Here is a 25,182-nt window from a genome sequence, read left to right as displayed (position 1 = left end):
GATAGACAAAAAAGCTCACCATCTTGCTAATTTAACGTAAGTTGCTAGTTAAATTGTCAAAAATGGCTAACGTCACGCTGCGCTATCACGAGCTTATAAAAATAATATATCTTCTTGAGAATGATAAATAAAAAATAGATCCCCGACTTCTTCAAAAAATCCAGGCTCTAAGGATTACAATATTCACATAAACTAGGATCAGCAAATTCTTGATTGTTAGGAAATAATTGTTGTTGGGTAAAACCGCATTTTTGACATTGAAAAATTACTGCTTTAATTAATGAAGTTGGCTGATGACAAAGTTCACAAGGTAGTCCAGGGATTTTTTGATTAATCATAAAACCAGGAGTATTACATTGGGGACATAAACTATTAATTTTATTAATTAAGTCTTGAGTAGCAAAGGCAATATTTTTCATCCTCGTAGGATTATACATTGCTCTCATATCTGTTTCTATATGAAATTTACCATTTGTGTTTTTTATGGCAGTTTCTACTGAATTGATTAGGTTTTCTTGGCTGGTAATACCTTTAATAGATTCTGTTTTTCCTGTGGATATATTAGCAAATGAAATTACTAAACCATGTTCAGGAAAACCAACTTTTTGAGCAAATTCTTCAGCTTCTTCTAAACTAGATATAGTTTGATGATTAAAATTAGTTTCTATGGAAAATAATTCACCAATAATTTCTAAATCATTTTCTTGATCCAGAAAAATAATGATTTCTCGGTTAGCATAAATATAGGGAATTAGGGGATGAGGTGCAAAACTTCCTTCACTAGCGATGGCTATTTTTTCATCATCCATTTCCAAGGCTTTTTTAGCTTTTAACCTAGCAGTAATAATTTGTGTATCTGGACGTTTAATTTCTCTAGTAAAAGTTCCAAAAACATCAGTATTTAAGCCTTGAGGAACTATCAAATTAATTCCTAAATGTTCTTTCAATAAAGGAGAAATTACTTTTTCTTTATTGTGCATTGTCGCCAAAATAGCCACGCGATTATTATATATTGACATAATTTATTTTCCCATAATTATCTTCAGATCCCCGACTTCTCCAAGAAGTCGGGGATCTAAAATACTATAAATTTGGTCGCCAGTGGGAATTTGTCAAACTTGTAAAAATATGATCTTCCCATTTACCATTAATCATTAAATAGTCTCTAGCATATCCTTCAACTACAAAACCAGCCCTTTTAAGAACATTACCACTGCGGCGATTATGGGGCATATAATTAGCCATAATGCGGTGCAGATTTAATTCTTGAAAAACATACTTAGTGGAAATAGACAAGGCTTCTGTCATGTAACCATAACCTTGTGCTGATTCTGCTAAACTGTATCCTAATTGACAAAATTGAGCAGCACTATAGATAAAGTTGCTAAAATTAGCTGTTCCCATAACTTTTCTAGGCTGGTGTTTCCGATAAATAAATAGTTTTAATGAATAGTTGTTCACAAATTCCCAGAAACTCGTTTCTACTTGATACTCCCAATAATCGTCAGTAAAAAAATTTTCATCCCATTGAGGATAAAATGGCGTAAGATATTCTTTATTTTCCGTAAAATATTTGAGTATGTAGGGAATATCCTCCATCACTGCCATTCTTAATATTAGGCGATCGCTTGTCAGAATTGGTGGCTCTGATGTCATATCCTCAAATTTAAATATTTTGTATCAGCTATACTAATTTGAACATTAAACCAAAAGACTGCAAAAAGGATAATTACGGTGGGAATACGCTACAATTGGCAACCAACAGAGATATTGACAATATATAATACACCATTTCTAGAGCTAATTTATCAAGCTGCTACAGTGCATCGTCAATATCATCAACCGCAACAAATACAAGTTTGTAAGCTTATCTCTATTAAAACCGGTGCTTGTCCAGAAGATTGCGGTTACTGCGCTCAATCTTCCCGTTACAAAACCGAGGTAAAACCCGAAGCACTGTTAGAAAAAGAAACGGTGATAAATATTGCCAAAACAGCTAAAGAAAGCGGTATAAGTCGCGTTTGTATGGGTGCTGCTTGGCGAGAAGTTCGGGATAATTCCCAATTTGAGGAAGTCCTGGATATGGTCAAGGACGTAACCGACATGGGTTTAGAGGTATGCTGTACCTTGGGAATGTTGACCGAAAACCAAGCCAAGCGGTTAGAGGATGCGGGATTATATGCTTATAACCATAATCTCGACACTTCTGAGGAATACTACAGCACAGTGATTACGACTCGAACTTATAGCGATCGCCTAAATACAATTGCCAATGTTCGCCAAACTAATGTTACCGTATGTTCGGGCGGTATTCTCGGTTTAGGGGAAAATATTAGCGATAGAGTCGGAATGTTACATACTCTCTCAAATTTACAGCCTCACCCCGAATCTGTACCCATCAATATTCTTTCTCAAGTTCCCGGTACACCTTTAGAAAATCAACCAGATGTGCCTATTTGGGATGTAGTGCGGATGATTGCGACTGCTAGAATTATTATGCCTAAATCTGACGTGCGTTTGAGTGCAGGTAGGGCGAGACTTTCCCAAGTAGAACAGGCTTTATGCTTCATGGCTGGTGCAAATTCCATCTTCTCCAGCGATGATAATAAAATGTTGACGGTGACTACTCCCTGTCCTGATTATGATGCAGATAGAGAAATGTTGAACTTGCTAGGTTTGGAAATGCGTCCCCCCTTCCAAAAGCAGGAAAAAACACCAACTCCAGCGATGATATAACAATTGAAAATTACCTCTCCCTGACTGGGAGAGGACTCGAATATGCTAGAATTTAGGATGAATTTTAAGCAAGTGATGAAGATGACACAATCCACACCCCAAAGAGTTGTCCGTCGTGGTCGAGTATTTCCCGAAATTCAGTGGACTGATGAACAAAAAGCTGAAGATAGAGCTAGAAGAAAGGCATTTTCTGATCGTTGTTGGGTAATTTTTGAGCGTTTAAAACCAGAAATATTAGATAAATATTCTGGTTGGTATATTGCTATTGAACCTGACAGCGGTGATTATTTTATTGATCAAGATAAGGAAGTAGCCAGTAAAATGGCCAGAGAAAAGTATCCTCATGTTATTCATCATATTTATGGCATTAATGAAACGGGAGTTAGTGGCAGCATAAGATAGAGGGCAGATTTGGAGAAAATGGACAAGTTTATTTTGAAATTGATTTAATTGGTGGGGATAATTTCAGTTTTCCTGTAGAAACAATGTTAGATACAGGATTTACTGAATTTTTAGCCATGAATAAACAAGATGTACAAAGTCTTGATTGGCCTTTTTTAAGACAAAATAAATTAAGAACTGCTCAAGGAGAAACTGATTTTGATGTTTATCATGGTAGGGTAATTATAGATGGTCAAGAGTGGGAAATTCCTGTATTTGCTGGAGATGAAATACAGGAAATTTTACTGGGTTCTCGATGGTTGAAGTTGTTTGTTTTAGTCGCTAATTATGGTGAAGATAGGGTCAGTTTAGAATTGATTTAATTAAACAATTTCTTATTAATAATAAAGTGGGTTGCGGGTTGTATCTAGAACGAAATAGCCCTGGGTGGTAATTGCCAGAATATTTGGTCTTTATTCCAAATTTTAGGGCTAGGATGCCTAAAAAGACAATATAATTAGATTTAGGGACTTCCAAGAAATAAATTATCCTGATTAACGAACCACAGAGGCGCAGAGGACACAGAGGAATAAGGGTTTGAGAGATTTTTGTGTTAGGTGGTTGAGTATTTTTTATTTGGAAGTCCCTTAACAAATTACTGATTTTATTAACGTTGCTTTTTATGCCCAAGCATGATCCCGCAAAATTAAAAAAAGTATCTATTAGTCTTCCCTTTGGTATAGGTTCTGCGGAATGGGAAGCTGACACAACGGAACGAAAAGCCGCTTGGTCGTTATATGTGGAACTGGTAACGCGTATTGCTGTCCAGTCTTTAGAAGTTGACCAGGGGTTAGTGCGGGAAGCCTTGAACTCTCTGTATAGTTTATTCGGAACTACCCGTGAAGTTCTCAAAGCTGCTGGACCTGATGTAGGTGCTTCTAAAAACTCAGTCGGGGGTATTGCTATTGCGGTGCTGAATAATGGGTTAAGACCATTTTTGGCTAAATGGCATCCTGTGTTACAGGCTTGGGAAGCAAGACGACCTCTGGGGGTGAGTCCCAAGGAACATGAGGTGAGTTGGTCAGAAGAATCAAAGTTGCGAAGTGAGTTGGCTGCTTTACGAGATGGTTTGGAACAGTATGCAAAGGCGTTGGCGACTATTGCAGGTGTGGAGGAATAAAATGGAAAAATATGATGTTTTTATTTGCCACAATAGCCAAGACAAGCCAGAGGTAGGAAAAATTAAAAGCAGTTTGCAAAGTCAAGGAATCAAAACGTTTTATGATGAGGATAACTTAATAGCATTTAAAAAATGGAAAAAACAACTCCAAGATCATATTAGTGAAGTTAAAGCTTTCCTTGTCTTTATTAGTAATAATGGTACAGGACCAATACAACACGAAGAAATTGATTTCTTTTTAAAAGAAGTTTTGCCAAAAAACTCTGAAATTCAAACAGGCTTAGTTATCCTACGCAACACAGTAGAGGGAATAATAAATACCGTAAAAAACAGTTATCCAGAATTTAAAGACTTTCATTATTGTGATTTTCGTAAAGAAGAACTTAACTCAATGAACAAACTGATTTTGGCTATTACTGGAAGAGAACCAGAGTCACAGTCTATAATAACTCAGCCTAAATCACTCACCAAAACTCCTCAACAACCACCTCATGCAGATAGTATTAGCTTAGAAGGCATAGACTATAGAGAACTCACTGAACTATTATCAGAAAGTAAATGGGAAGATGCTTGGGAAAATGCTAATTATCTGACTTATAAACTTATGCTCAATGCTGTAGGTAAAACTCAGGAGGATCAATTGACCAAGGAAGACGTAAAAGATTTTCCATGCACAGACCTCTACAAAATTGACAAATTGTGGGTAGAACATAGCAATGGTAAATTTGGATTCAGCATCCAAAAAGAAATTTATTTAAGCGTTGGTGGCAAGCCTGATGGTATATTCAATCAAAGTATCTGGAGAAAGTTCAGCGATCTTGTTGGATGGGTAGGAAAAGATGCAAATGGCTGCAACTTTTTTTATGACTCCGAGGAAGAATTTACTTTTGATATTTCAGCACATAAGGGTCATCTTCCTGTGTTAATTGAAGATTATCAGGAAATTATTATAGATATCTTCGCTCGTATTGAAGCTTGTCCTCAATTTAATAAAGACCCTTTAAAGCTTCTCAACTCACATCTTGGTTTTCAGCCAGACACTTCAGCAATTAAGGCTGTAGAGATTATTAACTCACTGCCTAATATTTAGTTACCCATATTAGTTCAAAATTGCTCGAAAGTTTTGATTTAAAGTAAAAATCCAAACAACTCCTAGAAATTGCTAAAATAGGAGTAGAAAAAGCCATTGAAACCGATGAAGCAACAGCTACAGATTGGATAAATCAGCAATTGGCAATATTAGGAATTGATATCAAAAGCATCATCAGTTAATTTCCTGTTGTATAATATTTATATATATTTTCCCTGATCAATTTAACAGCTTACTATCACGGCAAATTTTGTCATAATATAAAGATAGGATTCCCATGACTAATTAGGGGCTGCTGAATAAACCTAGAACTGAGATATATCAAGAGTTTGAAGGTAAAAAAGGTGAATCAGGTGCAAGGAATAAGGGTTGAAATCAGCAAAAACCTATCACTTGACCAGATTCAATACTATTCTTCTCTTCTTCTAATTCTTCCTCCTGACTCCTGACTCCTGACTCCTGACTCCTGACTCCTAGCCCTCACAGACAACTTTTTCAGCACCCCCTAATTACGCTTTATCAACATTATGAGGAATAAATAATTATGTCTCAATCCGATTTAATCAATAAACCAGAATTAAGTAACACTACCAAAGAAAATCATCTCATAGAAATTTTACGAGAAATTCAAGCAACACCTAAAGAATACTGGCCGAATTTACTACAAATGATGCGAGTATTTCGAGAAAGTGTTACTTTTAAACCTGAGATTTTTCACCATTCTCACCTAGAAATAGACGCACAACAACAAATTTTAAATCAACAACATCAATTACTCAAAGAATTAACCAAAGAGTGGTTAGAAGAAGGAGAACAAGAAGAACAAACGGAAACTTGGGAATATTTGCGGCAAAAACAAGAAATTGATGATAATCCTTTTTAAGATTAAGCTGAATTTATATGAATAAATTGATTTTCCTCGATACAAATATTTTAGGAATGGTAACAAATCCTAAAAGTTCTAATTCTAATTGTCAGGAGTGTAAAGAATGGTTAGATGAATTACCCTTAAAAAGTTATCAAATAATTTTACCAGAAATTGCTGATTATGAAGTAAGACGAGAACTGTTAAGAGCGGGAAAAACAAAAGGAATTAAACGTTTAGATCAACTCAAGCAAGCGATTACTTACTTGCCTATTACTACTGCTACCATGCTTTTAGCAGCACAATTTTGGGCAGAAATTAGAAACACAGGAAAACCAACTGCTGATCCTAAATCTCTTGATGGTGATGTTATTTTAGCAGCACAAGCAAAAATAGAAGAATTAAATGGAGATCAAGTAATTGTTGCTACTACCAATGTTAAACATTTATCCTTATTTGTAGATGCTCGTGAATGGCAAATGATTAATTAAAAAGATTTCTCTCATTTCTGGAAAGTTTTGATTTAAAACAAAAATCCAAACAACTTCTAGAAATTGCTAAAATAGGAGTAGAAAAAGCCATTGAAACCGATGAAGCAACAGCTACAGATTGGATAAATCAACAATTTGCAATATTAGGAATTGATATCAACAATGGAGGAGAAAATAAAAATTAATGCTGATGTCATTTACAATAGAATTATAGCCTAGTAGTAGAGGTGAAACAATGACCATTGAACAAGCAGTTTTAGAAAATCTGCGAGAGTTACCAACCGATAAACAACAAGAAGTTTTAGATTTTATTCAATTTCTCAAACATAAACTGTCACAAATAAAAGAACAAGTACAGGAAAAACCATTACAGAATAAAGGAGATAGCTTTTGGGAAGGGGTTTTAAGGTTTCGAGAAACAATTGAAAGAGAAGGAATTGAATTTACAGATGAAGATTTTGCAGATCTTAGAGATCGTAGTCCAGGACGCGAGATTGATTTATGACAGTTCGCTTTTTACTAGACTCTAATATTATCTCAGAACCGAGTCGGCCAATTCCCAATACTCAGGTTTTAGATCAATTAAATCGCTATCGTTCAGAAGTAGCAGTAGCAAGTCTTGTTGTTCATGAAATCCTTTATGGCTGTTGGCGTTTACCAGCATCTAAACGCAAGGATTCTTTATGGAAATACATTCAAGATTCTGTGTTAGATTTGCCTGTGTTTGATTATGATCTCAAAGCTGCAAAATGGCACGCACAGGAAAGAGCTAGATTATCGAAAATTGGTAAAACACCTGCTTTTATTGATGGACAAATTGCCAGTATTGCCTTCTGCAATGACTTGATTTTAGTAACAAATAATGTGGCAGATTTTCAGGATTTTGAGGATCTGATAATTGAGAATTGGTTTATTAAATGAGGGACTAACTGTAGAAAAAGTTGCTCGGATACTTGAGTTAGAGATTGAAGTGGTGAAAACTTGCAATCAAACAGCAAAGTAGTAAATAGACATTTGATAATCTGATTGAAACCGATACCTAAACCCACATAAAGTGGGTTTAATTAGCGTCTAATTGTAGGGTTAGATTATCTTAGCTCCGCGTAGACCAAATAATAGGCCTACAGCTACACCCATAAACACGCCTAGAAAGACAATATATTCAACTACAGCCATTTGTTTTGCTCCAGATTAGTTACTTATTTCTATTCAATCATCAATAATTATGAAAGGGAACAGGGAATAGAAAAGAGGTTGTCAACTTGGGGTAAAATACCCAGACGAGTGATTATATTAGGGTTAGGGAGTCAGTAACTCAGCCCTAAAGGGACTGAGCTTGTAAGAAATTGCAAGCTGTACTGACCAGTCTAAGTCTTAACTGACTACGTTTTTTGAGTCACGACACCCTGGAATGCGTAGCTAGTTCCCTGCTCTGTCATTTGCAATTAAACAGTTTTAAAGTCACTGAAACAGTGTTGCAAGTCTAAAAAGCTCTTAAAACATTGACGAAGCTAACATTACCCCAGAAATGGGAGGCTCTTCGGAGCAACACATTATGCGTACAGAGTTGGGAAATTTGAATCGGTAATTGTCCCGTTGAAAGTACATTACAAAAGTACACCGAATTTACCAACTCCAAGGCGGTAATGAAAAAATATTCAAGGCGGTTAAAACCGCACGAGTCGTTTCCCTCTCAGCACTGAAGTGTCTGAGTTTCCCACTTACCGGGTATTTTTATGAGTTCTGTAATTAAAGTAGATATACCAGAAAAATCTTATGATATTACCATTGCACCTGGGAGTTTAGATCAACTAGGTGAACAAATGGCGAGTTTGAAACTAAGTAAAAAAGTATTGCTAGTTTCCAACCCCATGATATTTAAATACTATGGCGAAAGAGCGATCGCATCCTTGCAAAATGCCGGTTTTGAAGTTGTCAGCTACAACCTCCCCCCCGGTGAACGCTATAAAACCCTCAACTCCATTCAAAAACTCTACGACATCGCCCTGGAAAATCGCCTAGAACGCTCCTCAACAATGGTTGCCTTGGGAGGAGGGGTAATTGGTGATATGACAGGCTTTGCTGCCGCTACATGGCTCAGAGGCATCAATGTCGTGCAAGTTCCTACCAGTCTCTTAGCAATGGTAGATTCAGCTATTGGTGGCAAAACCGGCGTAAATCATCCCCACGGTAAAAACTTGATTGGTGCATTTCATCAACCCAGTCTAGTTTTAATTGACCCAGAAGTCTTAAAAACCCTTCCAGCACGGGAATTTCGAGCAGGAATGGCAGAGGTGATCAAATACGGGATCATTTGGGACACCGAACTGTTTACTCAACTAACAGCAAGCAAACACCTTGATCAACTCCGCTATGTAAAATCCGACCTGATAAACAGCATATTAACTCATTCCTGTCAAGCAAAGGCAGATGTTGTCGGCAAAGATGAAAAAGAATCTGGAATCAGAGCAATTTTAAATTATGGTCATACTATCGGTCATGCAGTAGAAAGCCTCACCGAATACCGTTTATTCAAACATGGTGAAGCTGTCGGTATTGGTATGGTAGCAGCGGGAGACATTGCTGTAAAATCAGAACTTTGGTCACAAGCAGACGCAGAACGTCAAAACGCCTTAATCAAGAAAGCAGGTTTACCCACCCAAATACCCGCAGATTTAGATATTGAAGCTCTTATTGATGCTTTGCAATTGGACAAAAAAGTTAAATCTGGTAAAGTCCGCTTTGTATTACCAACCCAAATTGGTGCAGTCAAAGTTACCGACGAAGTACCAACGGAAATAATTCGAGAAGTATTATTAGGGAATAGGAGTCAGGAGTCAGGAGTTTAGAAAGAAGAAAGAAGAAGAAGAAAATTCTTCCCCCGCTTCCTGCTGTTTGCCCTTTCCTTCTATACTGGTAAAGGCGCTGAACCATTCAATTGCCGAGCAGCATTGATACAAACAGGGCAATCACAGCCAAATAGCTTGATAGCTAAATCACTTTCAGCATCAGAAAATTCTAGTTCTTTGGGATTATTTGTATCTACTTGTGCTATTTGCATGGGTTCTTTTGCAACAGCAGGAGAAGTATTACTTACCTGTATACATACCTTTTTCGGAGTTGCAGAATGGGGAGACATGACGCAAGATAGATGAGTCCCAGTAGCGTCAATTGTTTGACTAGCATGAGCAGGTCTAGCCATCATCACCATAGATAACATGGATGTGAACAATACGGGGCTAGAAATTAAAGTTAAAATAAATCTTTTGTTCATGTACTGTTAAAAACCTTGTTATTAGGGAAATAAACCAATTTATCTTTTCCGACAACTTGGTTGTTAATCAGTCTATCTTACCTAAGAACAGGGAACAGGGAACAGGGAACAGGGAACATTTATCTTTTTATTGCCTTTTACCAATTACCCGTAATTGCTAATATCACGTAAATTTTCGGCTTTTTATTTAAAATTAGTTACATGAAAGGTTAGAGTAAATACTCATTAAGATATAATCCAGATTATGTTTTAATTTGAGGTTTCGGCTTGTGCTAGGAATAAAAAGCATTAATATACATAATTTATCTAGCTGGGTAGAACAATCAAAAACCCAAGCAGCACAGGGAAAAGTTATTGAACGCATTCCTCAATTAGCTATTGTTAATCCTAACCGTTTTGCTGTTCATATAAGTTGCGAACCAGGAGAAAATTACAGTTTAGGAGATACAGCTTGTGTATTTCCATTTATGAGTGTGATAAAGCCATTTTCTCTACTATACCTGCTCGAATATTACGGAGTAAAACAGGTTTTGCAATGGGTTGGGGTTAAATCCTCGGACGCGCCTTTTAATTCTTTAGTGCAATTAATAGCAGATAATGGATATCCTCGCAACCCCATGATTAATAGTGGTGCTATTACTCTCGCTGATAAGTTGCCAGGAAAAGATGGAAATGAATGTACACAATTGTTTTGTGAATGGTTAAATAAATTAGCAGATACTCAATTATATATAGATGCAAATATTCTAGCTTCAGTCCGTGCTAGTAGTTCTCAGACAAATATAGATATTACTAACTATCTCTACGAAGCTGGACATTTAAATAATATTGAATTATCTCTTGATGTTTATGAGCAAATATGTTGTATATCTGGGACAGTGGAAGATTTAGCGAAGTTAGGAAAAGTATTAGCTTGCAAAAGCGAGGTGATCAAAAATCAACACCGTCAAATTGTGAATGCGGTGATGTTAACTTGCGGTTTATATGAAGCTTCCGCTGAGTATGCTGTGAAAATTGGTTTACCAATAAAGTCAGGTATTGGTGGTGGACTTGTGGCCATCATACCAAATCAGGGAGCGATCGCCAGCTACAGTCCTGCTTTAGACATTGTAGGTAATCCTGTAGCTGGTTTGGCACTAATGGAAACTTTATCTCAAAGTTTGCAACTGAGTATTTTTAGTTAATTACTCTTGAAATTGAGATTTAGGATTTTCCATTGTCTGGGTAGGTAAATTTGATTCCTCTGTTTCCGTGACTTTTGCTTCTGCTGCTACTGGGGGAGACGCAACGGGAGTTGATTTAACTTCAGGAATTTTAACTTCGGGAACTGGTTGTTTCTCTACTTTCGTTGCTGGAGTTGGTGTAAATTCAGGAACTTTAACTTCAGGAATTGGCTGTTTCTCTACTTTCGTTGCTGGAGTTGGTGTAACTTCAGGAACTTTAACTTCAGGAACTTTAACTTCAGGAATTGGCTGTTTCTCTACTTTCGTTGCTGGAGTTGGTGTAGCCTCAGTAGCTGGAATTTTAGCAGTATAAGTTGGGTCTACAATGCCACGGACTTCATCTGCTGTCAATTCCCCTCTGACAATTTTGGATAAAGTATCTTGACCATTGGGTTGATAATTAATTAATCTGATACTGGTATTAAAGGCATTTTTCACAGGTTGTCCTTGATTATCGAGGAATTCCAGTTTTACCCAAGTTTTACCAGGTTTAAACCCTTTGAGATAAATAGGTTGCCAACGATCAAGAATAAAGCTTTCACCATTAACTGTACTCCGAATGCGCCAATTGCTCATTGTATCTTCAGGATTAGTTTCAGCGAGACTATGCAATGGTGCATTAGTTAGGTAAAAATCCAGCATAATGGGTTCTGCACCATAACCACCATTGGGACGACTATAAGTAAGTAACGGTAATTTAGAATCTGGGTTGTTTTCCTCGGTTTTCGTCAAGACGTGAAATGTGGTTTGAGTATAAGCACCTTCATTTTTAAAACTTTCATGCCACGGACGAGAAGCAAAAACGCGAAGAGTATGCGTACCAGGGGATAAGTCTGACAATACCACCGGCTGATTTACATCGTAAACAGCTATATAGGGCTGATTGTCTAAAATTAGGTGCAAATGAGGTCCAAGTTGCCATTGAGGGTCTTTAAATATCGGTAAGTCCTTAACTTGTAACTTTACTTTAACTATATTGTCTTGAAGAATTTCATCTACCTGGGGACTGAGGATGCTGACTTGGGGTTGATAACCCTCCAAACTGGGACGCAATGCTTGGATAACATTTGGTGGTGCGGTTTCGGAAAATGTCCCAGAAATTTCTGAAGCTGGGGACGCTTTCATGAAGGGATTGATAGATATTTCCTGACTATTTGCTGCTTCAGCGCAACTACTCAAATTTACAACTAGCACTAATGTGACAACCCATTTAATAATTGGGAATCTATTTGAGAAAAGTAACTCAAAAAATTTTCTGCACCCAGTGTTCATGTTTTTATTCCTTAATAGTTTTTAACAATTGACGCAATCATTGTGGCGCAAATTATGACTCATGGACTATGGATTAAGAGCATAAATCTATGACCAAAGTTATAAATCTACTTACTTTTCTTTGATTAAAATACCAAATAAGTGATTTTTTTGACTTAATCCCGGGAAAATAATTTGCTTATAGACCGCTAATTTTGGGTAAAAGTAGCTAAACAGCAAGGGTTTAAGCCGATTTCCGTATAAATCATCAGTTTTGCAAATTGTTGTTCTTTGTAAATTAAATGAAGAGTCTATTGACATTTGAACAATGTATAGGAACTGGTAACGTAAATTAGACCATAAACTTGGCTATGTTTAATTATTGTTAACAGGTCTATAACAATGTGCAAGTTCTGACTCTATAATTCAACAGAAACAACTTTTCTTTTCCACACGGCAACCGCATCGCTGGACAAGAGCAATCTGAAAACAGCGACTGTGTTATTCTAGGTGGTATTCATGATTCCCAATTCCTTATAGAGAGGAGGTCGAATGACGATTAGTCCTCCGGAGCGAGAGGAAAAAAAAGCAAGAGTGATCGTTGACAATGATCCGGTTCCTACCTCATTTGAAAAATGGGCAAAGCCAGGACATTTCGACAGATCCTTATCGAGAGGCCCAAAAACCACAACCTGGATTTGGGATCTCCATGCCCTCGCCCATGATTTTGATACACATACAAGCGATTTAGAAGACATCTCCCGCAAGATATTCGCCGCTCACTTCGGACATTTGGCTGTAGTAACAATCTGGTTGAGCGGGATGTTGTTCCACGGTGCTAAGTTCTCTAACTACGAAGCTTGGCTGGCTGACCCGTTAGGCATTAAGCCTAGCGCTCAAACTGTTTGGTCTATTGTTGGTCAAGACATTTTAAATGGTGATATGGGCGGCGGTTTCCGCGGCATTCAAATCACATCTGGCTTGTTCCAAGTATGGCGTGGCTGGGGTATCACTAGCTCCTTCCAGCTATATGTAACTGCAATTGGCGGCTTGGTATTAGCAGGCTTGTTCTTATTTGCTGGCTGGTTCCACTACCACAAACGCGCTCCTAAATTGGAATGGTTCCAAAATGTGGAGTCAATGCTGAATCATCACTTATCAGTGTTGTTAGGCTGTGGTTCTTTAGGATGGGCTGGTCACTTAATTCACGTTTCTGCACCAATCAACAATCTGTTAGATGCAGGTGTAGCAGCTAAGGACATTCCATTGCCTCATGAATTGCTGTTTAATACAGCAAAAATGGCAGAACTATATCCTGGTTTCGCTAGTGGTTTAACACCTTTCTTCACCTTAAATTGGGGCGCTTACGCGGATATCCTCACATTTAAGGGCGGTTTAAACCCAGTTACAGGCGGCTTGTGGATGACTGATATTTCTCATCACCACCTAGCGATCGCTGTACTGTTCATCGTTGCTGGTCATATGTACCGTACCAACTGGGGTATCGGTCACAACATCAAAGATATTCTAGAAGCTCATAAAGGTCCTTTCACTGGCGAAGGTCACAAAGGTCTTTACGAAAACCTCACCACTTCTTGGCACGCTCAATTAGCTACTAACCTAGCTTTCTTGGGTTCCTTGACAATCATCATCGCCCATCATATGTACGCGATGCCTCCCTATCCTTACTTGGCAACTGATTACGCAACACAATTGTGTATCTTCACTCACCATATTTGGATCGGTGGTTTCTTGATTGTTGGTGGCGCTGCTCACGCAGCCATCTTCATGGTGCGGGACTACGATCCTGTTGTTAACCAAAACAACGTATTGGATCGCGTGATTCGTCACCGTGACGCTATCATTTCTCACCTCAACTGGGTATCTATATTCTTAGGCTTCCATAGCTTTGGTTTATACATTCACAATGACACCATGCGTGCCTTGGGTCGTCCCCAGGATATGTTCTCCGACAGTGCAATTCAATTGCAACCAGTATTTGCTCAATGGGTGCAAAACCTGCACACATTAGCTCCCGGCAACACAGCACCTAACGCTCTTCAAGTAGTTAGTCATGCTTTTGGTGGCGGATTGGTAGCTGTAGGCGGTAAGGTCGCAATGATGCCCATTGCTTTGGGTACAGCGGACTTCATGGTTCACCACATCCACGCATTCACAATTCACGTTACTGTTCTGATCTTGCTCAAAGGTGTATTGTATGCCCGCAGTTCTCGTCTGATTCCAGACAAGGCTAACTTAGGCTTCAGATTCCCTTGCGATGGTCCAGGTCGTGGCGGTACTTGCCAAGTTTCCGGTTGGGATCACATCTTCCTCGGACTCTTCTGGATGTATAACTCCTTATCAATTGTAATTTTCCACTTTAGCTGGAAGATGCAATCTGATGTCTGGGGAACAGTAGATGCAGATGGCACAGTAAATCACATTACTGGTGGCAACTTTGCAGAAAGTGCTATCACCATCAACGGTTGGTTACGTGACTTCTTGTGGGCGCAAGCTACACAAGTAATTAACTCCTACGGAACTGAGTTATCCGCTTACGGACTCATGTTCTTAGGCGCTCACTTCATTTGGGCGTTCAGCTTAATGTTCCTGTTCAGTGGTCGTGGCTACTGGCAAGAATTAATTGAGTCCATTGTTTGGGCGCACAATAAACTGAAAGTAGCCCCAACAATTCAGCCTCGCGCACTGAGCATCACTCAAGGTCGGGCTGTAGGTGTGGCTCACTACCTATTAGGAGGAATTGCTACCACTTGGGCATTCTTCCACGCACACATCCTTTCAGTAGGATAAGAATCAGTGGAATTTTGGTGAGGCAGCGCGGTCTTGGGGGTTTCCCCCATGAGCGACTGCCGAACCCGTAGGGATTTTGGATTTGAGATTTAATCCAAAATCCAGAATCTAAAATCTAAAATTTTGCTGACAAATAATGGCTAAAGGTCAGAGGACAGATCACACCTATGGCAACAAAATTTCCAAAATTTAGCCAGGATCTCGCACAGGACCCGACTACTCGTCGGATTTGGTATGCGATCGCTACAGGCAACGATTTTGAAAGCCACGATGGCATGACGGAAGAGAATCTTTACCAAAAGATTTTCGCTACGCACTTCGGTCATTTGGCAATCATCTTCCTGTGGGCATCCAGCCTCCTGTTCCACGTGGCCTGGCAAGGTAACTTTGAACAGTGGATTAAAGATCCCCTGCACGTCCGTCCCATTGCCCATGCAATTTGGGACCCTCACTTCGGTCAGCCTGCAATTGAAGCTTTCACCCAAGCTGGTGCAAGCAACCCTGTAAACATTGCTTACTCCGGTGTTTATCACTGGTGGTACACCATCGGGATGCGGACAAACACAGAACTATATACTGGTTCTGTTGGTTTGCTCCTGTTAGCAGCATTGTTCCTGTTTGCTGGTTGGTTACATTTACAACCCAAGTTCCGTCCTAGCCTCTCTTGGTTCAAGAGTGCTGAACCCCGTCTAAACCACCACTTATCGGCTTTATTCGGTGTTAGTTCTCTCGCTTGGGCAGGTCACTTGGTTCACGTTGCTATTCCTGAATCTCGTGGTATCCACGTCGGCTGGGATAACTTCTTGACTGTAGCTCCCCATCCAGAAGGTTTAACTCCTTTCTTCACAGGTAACTGGGGCGTTTACGCTCAAAACCCTGACACCGCTGGCCAGTTATTTGGTACTTCCACTGGTGCTGGGACTGCGATTCTCACCTTCTTGGGCGGTTTCCACCCCCAAACAGAATCCTTGTGGTTGACTGACATGGCTCACCACCACTTGGCGATCGCAGTTTTGTTCATCATCGCTGGTCATATGTACCGGACTAACTTCGGAATTGGTCACAGCATCAAAGAAATGCTGAACTCCAAATCTGGTTTAGTTCCCGGTAGCAAGAGCGAAGGTCAGTTCAACCTGCCCCACCAAGGTCTTTACGACACCATCAACAACTCCCTGCACTTCCAGTTGTCATTAGCTTTGGCATCTTTGGGAACTATCTGTTCTTTGGTAGCGCAGCATATGTACGCTCTGCCTCCTTATGCGTTCATCGCTAAGGATTACACCACACAGGCAGCACTGTACACCCACCACCAGTACATCGCTGGTTTCTTGATGGTTGGTGCTTTTGCTCACGCAGCAATTTTCTGGGTTCGTGACTACGATCCTGAACAAAACAAAGGTAACGTCCTTGACCGGATGTTACAACACAAAGAAGCGATCATCTCCCACCTTAGCTGGGTATCTCTCTTCTTGGGTTTCCACACCCTGGGTTTATATGTTCACAACGACGTAGTTGTGGCCTTCGGTACTCCTGAAAAACAAATCTTGATTGAGCCAGTATTTGCTCAATTCATCCAAGCTGCCCAAGGTAAAGCTCTGTATGGCTTGAATGTACTGTTGTCTAACCCCGACAGTATTGCTTACACCGCTTACCCCAATGCTGGTAACGTTTGGTTGTCTGGCTGGTTAGATGCCATCAACTCTGGCACAAATTCCTTGTTCTTGACCATTGGACCTGGCGATTTCTTGGTTCACCACGCTTTCGCTTTGGCTATCCACACCACTACCTTGGTACTCGTTAAGGGTGCTTTGGATGCTCGTGGTTCTAAACTGATGCCCGATAAAAAGGACTTCGGTTATGCGTTCCCCTGCGACGGTCCCGGCCGTGGCGGTACTTGCGATATCTCCGCATGGGACTCTTTCTACCTGTCTATGTTCTGGATGTTGAATACCATTGGTTGGGTAACCTTCTACTGGCACTGGAAACATCTAGGTATTTGGCAAGGTAACGTTGCTCAGTTCAACGAAAACTCTACCTACCTGATGGGCTGGTTCCGTGATTACCTCTGGGCTAACTCTGCTCAGTTGATTAACGGTTACAACCCCTACGGCATGAATAACCTGTCTGTTTGGGCTTGGATGTTCCTCTTTGGACACCTCGTCTGGGCTACTGGTTTCATGTTCCTCATCTCTTGGAGAGGTTACTGGCAAGAGTTAATTGAAACCTTGGTTTGGGCGCACGAACGTACTCCTTTAGCTAACTTGGTTCGCTGGAAGGACAAGCCCGTTGCTCTCTCCATTGTTCAAGCTCGCGTGGTTGGTTTAGCTCACTTCACTGTTGGCTACATCCTCACCTACGCAGCGTTCCTCATTGCTTCTACTGCTGGTAAGTTCGGTTGATCCTGACTACTAGTTTTAGGTAATTAAAAATCCCCTGCCGTAAGGTGGGGGATTTTTTTAATGGGGTTGAGTTTAGCATTGCTAAACCCCTAAAAACTAAGGACTGGTGATTTCTATCCCTAACCAATCACTTAATTCCCTCGCTAACCATTCTAATTCTGCTTCAGATTTGATGGTGAAAGTATTAACATCAAACTCAAATTTTGCGACTCCTGCCCAAATTACCAATTTTGCAGGGACTTGAGTTTTATCTCCATCTGAGTCTTTAGTAAAATATCTCGGTGTATAAACTAATTTATCAATATTTTCTCTAGAAAATGAACGACGACGGGGGATTGTCCATTTCCCTAACTGGTAATTCACAGAAATTTGTTGGGAATCTATATGTATTTTGGTACTACCAAATAAACTGTACAATGTACCATAGATCATCGAAAATCCTGCGCCCCAAAAAGGTAATGAAAATAAGGCAAAGAGTATATTAGTAGGAAAGGGAGCAGACAAAACACCAATAGTCCAAAATAAGGTAAAAGAATTCCAGGCTATGGCAAAAAAACCTCCAAATACCATTAAACATTGCAAGCCAACCGGAGGAATAATAATTTCTAAAATCTCTTCATTTTTGGTTAATTGAATTTTACTACCCGCTGGTTTACCAACAGTTAAAGCAAACGTATCAGCATATTGTGGCTGCTTTAAATCTCTGAGTGCTTGGGTTGCAGTAGAAAACCGCTTTTCTAAACTGGGTTCTGTAATTTGCTCCAACCACTTAGCGAAATTGGGACTAAGATTAGCAACTTGCTGAAATTGAATGCGAAAATCCTTTTGGGGTAAATCTGCTGGGTTAGTCCCTGTCACCAAATAAATTAGGGTTGCACCTAAACTATAAAGGTCAGAAGCGGGAACAGTACGCCCTCCAAACTGTTCCTGTGGCATATAACCATAAGTCCCCACAACAGTTCTTGTCCCTGCTTCTGCTGCTAGGACTGTCTGAACTGAACCAAAATCTATTAAATAAACTAAACCGACACTATTGCCAGAGCGCTCTCCTAATAAAATATTGCTAGGCTTAATATCACGGTGGACAACAGGTGGATTTAACTCATGCAAGTATTTAAGGATCTCTAAAACTGCTTTAGCAATTTCTTTAACTTCAATTTCTGTAAATTTCCTCCCAGCTTGTAAATATTGTTCTAGGGTTTGGGCTGAAATATAAGTCTGAACCAGGGCAAATCCTTTATATGTAGGGGAATTGACCTCAAAATAGTCTAAGTATGCAGGAATATGGGGATGTGATAAAGATTTTAAAGTTTGAGCTTCTCTCTCAAATAATTTGAGATCATCCCATTCAAAATCATTACTAAAAGCAAGTAACTTGACAATTACCGATTTTCCAGTTACTAAGTCAGTAGCTAAAAAAGTCCTTCTCCCGGCTTTTTTGCCTAGCTGTTGTTGAACTTCATAGCGATTAGCTAATATTTCCCTATTCATCATTGCAGTTTCCTGATGTCATTGATGAGCATAACTACCAAAATTATCTTCCCCTTTCCCAATTGTTAAATTTTAATTGTTAATTTTTAATTGCTTATGCCTTCCCCACTTTGGCCTTATATTACCCCAGGTATTCCCGACGAATTATTTGAGAATTTACCAGGTATTCCCCTCAGTCAGCGAGAATTAAGATTGCTGATAATTTCCCAACTGCGACTAGAAGCGAATTCGGTATTGTGGGATATTGGCGCAGGAACAGGTACAATTCCTATAGAGGTGAGCTTATTGTGTCCCCACGGACGAGTGATTGCTATCGAAAGAGATGAGGATGTTGCGAACCTAATTAGACGCAACTGCGATCGCTTTGAAGTCAAAAACGTCGAAGTAATTGAAGGTAGCGCCCCAGAATGCTTAGATCAAATCAAGTTACTACCTGATCGGATCTGCATTGAAGGTGGAAAAGCCATACAGGAAATTGTCCAAGCTGCATGGCAATATTTACCAACATCTGGCCGAGTAGTCGCTACTGCTGCTAGTCTAGAAAGTCTGTATGCTATTTCTCAAAGCTTTTCTCAGTTGAGAGTTAGGAATATTGAAGTTGTCCAGTCAGCGGTAAATCGCTTAGAAACACGGGGCTATTCTCAAACCTTTGTAGCAGCCGATCCCATTTTCATTCTTAGTGGTGAAAAATTAGATTAAATTCCTTCGGTTTTCGGTTTTGGGTTGCATCCAAAATCCCAAATCTAAAATCCCCAATATTATCCTATGCCCTGGCCTCGAATTATTAGTGGAATTATTGCGATTATCATGGCGCTATCTGCAACCCTCTTAGGGGGTTGGTATTTTACGATAGCGATCGCTATTGTCGTATTTTTAGGTCAACAAGAATATTTTAATTTGGTCCGTTCTCGCGGCATCACACCCTCAGTCAAAACTACTATGATTGTTAGTCAAGTTCTACTGGCAATTTGTACCCTGAATGGTAGTTTAGCTGATGCAATTATGCCCATAGCCGGGACACTTATTTGTTTTTATTTACTATTTCAACCCAAATTAGCCACCATTGCGGATATTTCCGCTTCTATTATGGGTTTGTTTTATGTCGGTTACTTACCAAGTTACTGGGTCCGCTTACGAGGAATTGATCATGCTATTAGCAGTAATTTACCTTTAGGTGGTTATTGGCCATCTAATTGGCAAGATATTGGACAAGGCAATTTAACTGCCTTCCCCGCGGGTTTAACCGCGACTATCCTCACATTCTTATGTATTTGGGCTGCTGATATTGGTGCTTATACGTTTGGTAAGTTCTTCGGGAAAACGCGATTATCAGATATTAGTCCCAAAAAAACTGTAGAAGGTGCTGTTTTTGGCATTACTGCCAGTGTCGCTGTTGCTATGGTAGGAGCTTACCTTCTCCATTTTCCCCATTGGTTAATCACTGGTGTCACATTAGGTCTAATTATTGGTATTGCTAGTTTATTGGGTGACTTAACAGAATCCTTACTGAAACGTGATGCTGGTGTCAAGGATTCGGGACAATTGATCCCTGGTCATGGAGGGATTTTAGATCGCACCGATAGCTATATTTTCACTGCTCCTCTAGTGTATTATTTCGTTACATTACTTTTACCTTTATTAGAAAAAACGCTGTAATAGGAACTAAGATAAGATTTAATCTCAACTTGCTCATGTCACTCACAATAGCCATACAATTTAAAGTAAATTCAGGGAATATTGAGTTTTGATTTTTTAATAGTTATGGGTTAATATTAATACGTCCATAACAAGTTAATTGTTCTGGCAGCAGAGAAATTTTTTCGATATCAACATCTGTTCCCAGGTTTATCATATAAGGAGAATTCCTTTCCAAAAGCACCTCTTGATCGGTCTTGACCTGAACCTGCGTTAATTGCAGTTCTTGACCATTGCGTAGTTCTAAGCCTAAATGAATATTGAAAAATGCCCCTTCTGTTTCAGAAATGGGGATACCGTGTAGGATCAATACCTGGTTGTCAAGGGTGATTTTTTCCCAAGTAATAAACGGGTAATTTAGGCTGTATTCTGCTAATAGTGGAATCAGTCCATCATTTATAGCAGTTAATAATAATGGAGAGGAAAGAGAGTTATTAAGATCCTGTGCGGTGATAATCAGCTTACCAACCACAGGGACTATTGCTGATAATTGCAAAGGTTGTCCTTTTAATATTGCAGCAACATTCAGTTGGATTTTTTCTGCCTCAAGTTCGATTTGTGTAACACGAAGACCTTGATACACTGCATTACTAGCGGAAATTGATACTCCAGGAATGTAACCAGAAAGTAATTGGCGATCGCTTGCTTCTATCTGTACCTCTAAATGAGATACTTGATTTAATTGGCTTCTTAACCAGAGCTTAATCGCTGATGTTAAAACTTTTGTAATGATCCTGACTCTGCTATTATTTGGATTTGGGGAACTTGGTTCTGTCATTTTTCGACGGTTACATCAATGTAAATATGCCCAATTATTGAGCATCTTAAACAGTTCTTAACTTTAGCATGGAAGTTTGTTAACAACAAAGTGCAAACATTAGTAGTATAAAAATATTCAGCAAGAAAATCACAATTTAAACATGGAGGAACGGTTACAAAAAATTCTAGCTCAATGGGGTATCGCCTCACGACGTGAAGCCGAAGAAATGATGAGGCAATCACGAGTATGTGTTAACGGGGTATTAGCACATTTAGGTCAAAAAGTCGATCCCTCTCAAGACAAAATCTCTATTGATGGTCAACCTGTGCTGGCAGAACAGCGACCATCCAAAATCTGTTTATTACTGCATAAACCAGCCGGAATTGTCTCTACTTGCCATGATCCTCAAGGAAGACCAACCGTTTTGGATCTGCTACCGTCAGAGTTAAGAACCGGATGGGGTATTCACCCGGTAGGCCGTTTGGATGTAGACTCCACAGGAGCCTTGATTTTAACCAATGATGGGGAACTTACCTATGGACTTACCCATCCCAGTCATAGTATTACTAAGACCTATCGTGTTGTTGTTCAAGGCCATCCCCCAGCAACAGTTCTCAAAAAGTGGAGTCAGGGTATAGTTCTGGAAGGAAGAATCACAAGACCTGCTCAGGTGCGCTTAATTGAAACTTATATTGATAAAAGCTGTTTAGAGATCGTTTTACAGGAAGGAAGAAACCGTCAAATTCGCCGCATAGCTGAACAATTGGGATATCCAGTTATCAAGCTACATCGTACGGCTATTGGTTTAATTCAATTAAAAACGTCAACAACAGCATTTTTGCCATCTGGTAAATATCGTCATCTTAGTGAAGATGAGATGAGTTTTTTAAATAAGCAGATAATTCGCACAACGATTCAGACAAAGCCGAGTTAAGGAGTAAAGGAAAAACATGAAATGGTTCAGAAAGAAGGATGAACAGCCAATCAAACCTTCTATCAAGGAACATCAAGCCGAAAAGTTAGGACAACTTGGCTCACAACTAGCTTCACTACGGCAAGAAAAAGGTTTAACTCTGGATGAGTTAGTCGGATTAACTAGAATTCCTCGACGACTTTTGCAAGCAATTGAAGAAGGTAATTTAAGCGACTTACCAGAACCAATTTATATTCAAGGCTTAATTAGACAGTTTGCAGACGCTTTAGGATTTCGGGGAGCAGAATTTGCCAGTCATTTCCCCATTGGTTCTCAATCAGTGGGTGTTAAATCCCATTGGAAAGCACAAGCTGTTCCTCAATTACGTCCTATTCATCTTTACCTGCTTTATATTGGGTTAATTTTCTGTTCTGTGAACAGTTTATCCCAGTTGTTGAATAATGCCACTTTGCAGGCAAATAACCGCCAAATTCAACCAAATACAGCAGGGCAGTCAAAAGGGCAAGAAACAGCTAGTAATACATTACTCAGCAAGAAAGAGCATCAATCCGTACAAATTGGTGTGACTTTAAAAACCTCATCTTGGATTAGTGTGGTTACAGATGGTAAAACCGCCTTTGAGGGAGTTTTACCACAAGGTTCTAGTCGCACTTGGACCGCCACTGACCAACTGACAGTAAAAACTGATAATGCTGGTGGTGTGTTAATGAGCGTGAATCAGCAGGAAGCAAAGGAAATGGGAGAACTTGGGAAAACTCAAGAAATCAAGATCGCTGCTAAACCAAACTCATAGGGGTCAGTGGTCAGTTGTCAGTTGTCAGAAGGAAGAAAATTTCTCCCCTACTCCCCCTACTTCCCCTACTTCCCCTACTTCCCCCACTTCCCCCACTTCCCCCACTTCCCCTACTTTTCTCTACTAGCGCGTCCGTAACGGAGAGTGAGAGTTTTTAAGCGATCGCTTAAATCTGGCGTTAATACACCTGGTTGGTAACGCCACTCCCAATTTCCCTCCGCTGTACTAGGAAAATTCATCCGGGCTTCAGTTCCCAAACCTAATACATCCTGCAAAGGTATAATCGCTTGATTAGCGATCGAACTTAAAGCTAATCTAATTAAGTCCCAGTGTATACCATCAGGACTTATACAACCCAAATACAACAATAAATTTTGCTTTTCATAATCATTTCCCGTGTTAAACCAGCCTACAGTCGTATCGTTGTCGTGAGTACCTGTATAAACTACAGCATTACGAGTGTAATTAAAAGGTAAAAATGGATTTCCGGGATCAGAACCAAAGGCAAACTGTAACACCTTCATCCCTGGAAACTCAAACTGATCTCGCAGTGCCTCCACTTCTGGCGTAATAATTCCCAAATCCTCCGCCAAAACAGGTAACTTACCCAAACGCTTTCTAATTGCCTCAAATAAAGCCACTCCAGGCGCTTCAATCCATTCGCCATTCATGGCAGTAGTTTCTCCCTGGGGAACAGCCCAATAAGCCTCAAAACCCCGGAAATGATCAATGCGAATTATATCCACGTAATCCAGCATCGCCTCAAAGCGTAATATCCACCATTTGAAATCTTGTTTTTGCAATTCTTCCCAGTTATAAACCGGATTTCCCCATAATTGACCAGTAGAGCTAAAGTAGTCGGGTGGAACTCCCGCCATTAAAGCCACTTCTCCCGTTTCTTCATCTAAAGCAAAAATCTCAGGATTAGCCCACACATCAGCACTATCATGGGCTACGTAAATGGGAATATCACCAATAATCTCTATCCCATTTTCGTTAGCATATTTTTTCAGTTCTGACCACTGCCGGAAGAACTCATATTGAACAAACTTGTAATAAAAAATCTCCTCTTTTAACTCTTGTGTAATTTTTGCTAAAGCTGCTGGTTCACGCTTTGCTAATTCCGGTTGCCAATTATGCCAGCTTTTACCCTTTTGGGCATCTTTAATCGCCATAAATAGCGCGTAATTATTTAACCAATAGCCTTTATCAGCACAAAACTTAGCAAAAGCTGCTTTTTGAGTTGAATTTGCTTTAGTTTTAAAATCCTCACAAGCTTTAATGAGTAGATTAACCTTAATAGGGATAACTTCGTTAAAATCTACTTTATTTACAGAAAAATCTGGTAAATCAGCCAAATCTTCTGGAATTAACAAACCCTCATCTAGCAACTTTTCGGGACTAATCAAAAAGTAATTTCCCGCCATTGCGGAGTAGCACATATAAGGGGAATTACCGTAACCAGTCGGACCTAGAGGTAAAACTTGCCAATATTGCTGATGACTATGTTTGAGAAAATCAATAAACCGATAAGCTTCCAAACCCAAATCCCCAATACCAAACCGACTGGGAAAAGAACTAGGATGAAGTAAAATACCACTGGATCTAGGAAAAGGCATATTTAACCTGAAATATATTTTTATAAATCACGCATTGAATTTATCATGGCATAGTTAGTCTTGACTGTTGTGATTCGTGAAGAATTGACACTCTCAGGGAGCCAAGCCACTGAGATTCTACTGACAGAATTAAATTAAGAGTTTAGCTCAATCTAATCTCGCTGCGACCGTCAAACGCCGCCTAAACGC

25 protein-coding genes are annotated in these 25,182 nt (G+C 39.6%); 17 read left to right on the top strand and 8 right to left on the bottom strand.

All coding sequences use genetic code 11. The features are described from left to right. Nucleotides 1-167 precede the first annotated feature (167 nt). Entirely contained in the window at nt 168-1,019 is an 852-nt protein-coding gene (locus tag ANA_RS18390) for a DUF6671 family protein (protein ID WP_015081519.1), read from the bottom strand. A 64-nt stretch (nt 1,020-1,083) separates the two neighbouring features. Continuing rightward, nucleotides 1,084-1,656: a GNAT family N-acetyltransferase gene (locus ANA_RS18385; RefSeq protein WP_015081518.1), complete on the bottom strand. Its 573-nt coding sequence runs from the start codon at nt 1,654-1,656 to the stop codon at nt 1,084-1,086. 78 nt (nt 1,657-1,734) lie between these two features. On the opposite strand from ANA_RS18385, the gene bioB reads away from it, so the two are divergent. The 9 genes from bioB (at nt 1,735) to ANA_RS18340 (ending at nt 7,664) form a co-directional block, all read left to right on the top strand. Beyond that, entirely contained in the window at nt 1,735-2,736 is a 1,002-nt protein-coding gene (gene bioB, locus ANA_RS18380) for a biotin synthase BioB (RefSeq protein WP_015081517.1), read from the top strand. Nucleotides 2,737-2,817: 81 nt separating this feature from the next. Further along, nucleotides 2,818-3,138, top strand: coding sequence for a hypothetical protein (locus tag ANA_RS18375; RefSeq protein WP_015081516.1), 321 nt, complete (start codon nt 2,818-2,820; stop codon nt 3,136-3,138). Further along, nucleotides 3,135-3,500, top strand: coding sequence for a hypothetical protein (locus tag ANA_RS18370; RefSeq protein ID WP_015081515.1), 366 nt, complete (start codon nt 3,135-3,137; stop codon nt 3,498-3,500). The genes ANA_RS18375 and ANA_RS18370 overlap by 4 nt, the downstream gene beginning before the upstream one ends. Before the next feature lie 299 nt (nt 3,501-3,799). Further along, complete coding sequence (locus tag ANA_RS18365; RefSeq protein ID WP_015081514.1) at nt 3,800-4,297, top strand: hypothetical protein; 498 nt, start codon at nt 3,800-3,802, stop codon at nt 4,295-4,297. A gap of 1 nt (nt 4,298) precedes the next feature. Then, a complete protein-coding gene (locus ANA_RS18360; protein ID WP_015081513.1) occupies nt 4,299-5,387 on the top strand; it encodes a GUN4 domain-containing protein in 1,089 nt (362 codons plus the stop codon). A gap of 544 nt (nt 5,388-5,931) precedes the next feature. Then, the gene (locus tag ANA_RS18355) at nt 5,932-6,270 is read left to right on the top strand and encodes a hypothetical protein (protein ID WP_015081512.1); all 339 of its coding nucleotides are present in this window, start codon (nt 5,932-5,934) and stop codon (nt 6,268-6,270) included. 17 nt (nt 6,271-6,287) lie between these two features. Then, nucleotides 6,288-6,743, top strand: a complete 456-nt coding sequence (locus tag ANA_RS18350; protein ID WP_015081511.1) for a type II toxin-antitoxin system VapC family toxin — start codon at nt 6,288-6,290, stop codon at nt 6,741-6,743. A 235-nt stretch (nt 6,744-6,978) separates the two neighbouring features. Beyond that, nucleotides 6,979-7,248: a DUF2281 domain-containing protein gene (locus ANA_RS18345; RefSeq protein ID WP_015081510.1), complete on the top strand. Its 270-nt coding sequence runs from the start codon at nt 6,979-6,981 to the stop codon at nt 7,246-7,248. Next, the gene (locus tag ANA_RS18340) at nt 7,245-7,664 is read left to right on the top strand and encodes a type II toxin-antitoxin system VapC family toxin (RefSeq protein WP_015081509.1); all 420 of its coding nucleotides are present in this window, start codon (nt 7,245-7,247) and stop codon (nt 7,662-7,664) included. The genes ANA_RS18345 and ANA_RS18340 overlap by 4 nt, the downstream gene beginning before the upstream one ends. A gap of 162 nt (nt 7,665-7,826) precedes the next feature. On the opposite strand, the gene petL is transcribed toward ANA_RS18340, so the two are convergent. Then, a complete protein-coding gene (gene petL / locus ANA_RS24935; protein WP_039203706.1) occupies nt 7,827-7,919 on the bottom strand; it encodes a cytochrome b6-f complex subunit PetL in 93 nt (30 codons plus the stop codon). A 560-nt stretch (nt 7,920-8,479) separates the two neighbouring features. Between petL and aroB the strand changes: the two genes are divergently transcribed. Next, nucleotides 8,480-9,592 carry a 3-dehydroquinate synthase gene (gene aroB / locus ANA_RS18335; protein WP_015081508.1) on the top strand — a complete coding sequence of 371 codons (1,113 nt, stop codon included), beginning with the start codon at nt 8,480-8,482 and terminating at the stop codon, nt 9,590-9,592. A gap of 59 nt (nt 9,593-9,651) precedes the next feature. On the opposite strand, the gene ANA_RS18330 is transcribed toward aroB, so the two are convergent. Further along, nucleotides 9,652-10,017, bottom strand: a complete 366-nt coding sequence (locus ANA_RS18330; protein ID WP_015081507.1) for a hypothetical protein — start codon at nt 10,015-10,017, stop codon at nt 9,652-9,654. 269 nt (nt 10,018-10,286) lie between these two features. Between ANA_RS18330 and glsA the strand changes: the two genes are divergently transcribed. After that, nucleotides 10,287-11,201, top strand: coding sequence for a glutaminase A (glsA, locus tag ANA_RS18325; protein ID WP_015081506.1), 915 nt, complete (start codon nt 10,287-10,289; stop codon nt 11,199-11,201). On the opposite strand, the gene ANA_RS18320 is transcribed toward glsA, so the two are convergent. After that, complete coding sequence (locus ANA_RS18320) at nt 11,202-12,512, bottom strand: hypothetical protein (protein ID WP_015081505.1); 1,311 nt, start codon at nt 12,510-12,512, stop codon at nt 11,202-11,204. It abuts the gene before it with no gap. Between the two features lie 531 nt (nt 12,513-13,043). On the opposite strand from ANA_RS18320, the gene psaA reads away from it, so the two are divergent. Together psaA and psaB are read left to right on the top strand one after the other, a co-directional pair. After that, nucleotides 13,044-15,302 (top strand): photosystem I core protein PsaA, encoded by a 2,259-nt coding sequence (psaA, locus tag ANA_RS18310; RefSeq protein ID WP_015081503.1) that lies wholly within the window; start codon nt 13,044-13,046, stop codon nt 15,300-15,302. Nucleotides 15,303-15,469: 167 nt separating this feature from the next. After that, nucleotides 15,470-17,701, top strand: coding sequence for a photosystem I core protein PsaB (psaB, locus tag ANA_RS18305; protein ID WP_015081502.1), 2,232 nt, complete (start codon nt 15,470-15,472; stop codon nt 17,699-17,701). Nucleotides 17,702-17,797: 96 nt separating this feature from the next. Here the strand turns inward: psaB and ANA_RS18300 are convergent, their stop codons facing one another. Continuing rightward, nucleotides 17,798-19,195 (bottom strand): serine/threonine protein kinase, encoded by a 1,398-nt coding sequence (locus ANA_RS18300; RefSeq protein ID WP_015081501.1) that lies wholly within the window; start codon nt 19,193-19,195, stop codon nt 17,798-17,800. A 93-nt stretch (nt 19,196-19,288) separates the two neighbouring features. Here ANA_RS18300 and cbiT point away from each other — a divergent pair, with 93 nt between their 5' ends. Together cbiT and ANA_RS18290 are read left to right on the top strand one after the other, a co-directional pair. Further along, nucleotides 19,289-19,891, top strand: a complete 603-nt coding sequence (cbiT, locus tag ANA_RS18295) for a precorrin-6Y C5,15-methyltransferase subunit CbiT (protein ID WP_015081500.1) — start codon at nt 19,289-19,291, stop codon at nt 19,889-19,891. A 66-nt stretch (nt 19,892-19,957) separates the two neighbouring features. Then, entirely contained in the window at nt 19,958-20,848 is an 891-nt protein-coding gene (locus tag ANA_RS18290) for a phosphatidate cytidylyltransferase (RefSeq protein WP_015081499.1), read from the top strand. 103 nt (nt 20,849-20,951) lie between these two features. Here the strand turns inward: ANA_RS18290 and ANA_RS18285 are convergent, their stop codons facing one another. Further along, the gene (locus tag ANA_RS18285) at nt 20,952-21,665 is read right to left on the bottom strand and encodes an LmeA family phospholipid-binding protein (protein ID WP_015081498.1); all 714 of its coding nucleotides are present in this window, start codon (nt 21,663-21,665) and stop codon (nt 20,952-20,954) included. Nucleotides 21,666-21,807: 142 nt separating this feature from the next. Between ANA_RS18285 and ANA_RS18280 the strand changes: the two genes are divergently transcribed. Continuing rightward, entirely contained in the window at nt 21,808-22,581 is a 774-nt protein-coding gene (locus ANA_RS18280) for a pseudouridine synthase (protein ID WP_015081497.1), read from the top strand. A 16-nt stretch (nt 22,582-22,597) separates the two neighbouring features. Next, on the top strand, nt 22,598-23,374 hold the full coding sequence (locus ANA_RS18275; RefSeq protein WP_015081496.1) for a helix-turn-helix domain-containing protein: 777 nt from the start codon (nt 22,598-22,600) through the stop codon (nt 23,372-23,374). Nucleotides 23,375-23,484: 110 nt separating this feature from the next. On the opposite strand, the gene malQ is transcribed toward ANA_RS18275, so the two are convergent. After that, nucleotides 23,485-24,993, bottom strand: a complete 1,509-nt coding sequence (malQ, locus tag ANA_RS18270) for a 4-alpha-glucanotransferase (RefSeq protein WP_015081495.1) — start codon at nt 24,991-24,993, stop codon at nt 23,485-23,487. Nucleotides 24,994-25,182: the final 189 nt, after the last annotated feature.

The sequence above is a fragment of the Anabaena sp. 90 genome, assembly GCF_000312705.1.
GTDB classification, from domain to species: domain Bacteria; phylum Cyanobacteriota; class Cyanobacteriia; order Cyanobacteriales; family Nostocaceae; genus Dolichospermum; species Dolichospermum lemmermannii.
Note: the sequence above shows the minus strand (reverse complement) of the source record. Positions and strands in the feature narration are given on the sequence as shown.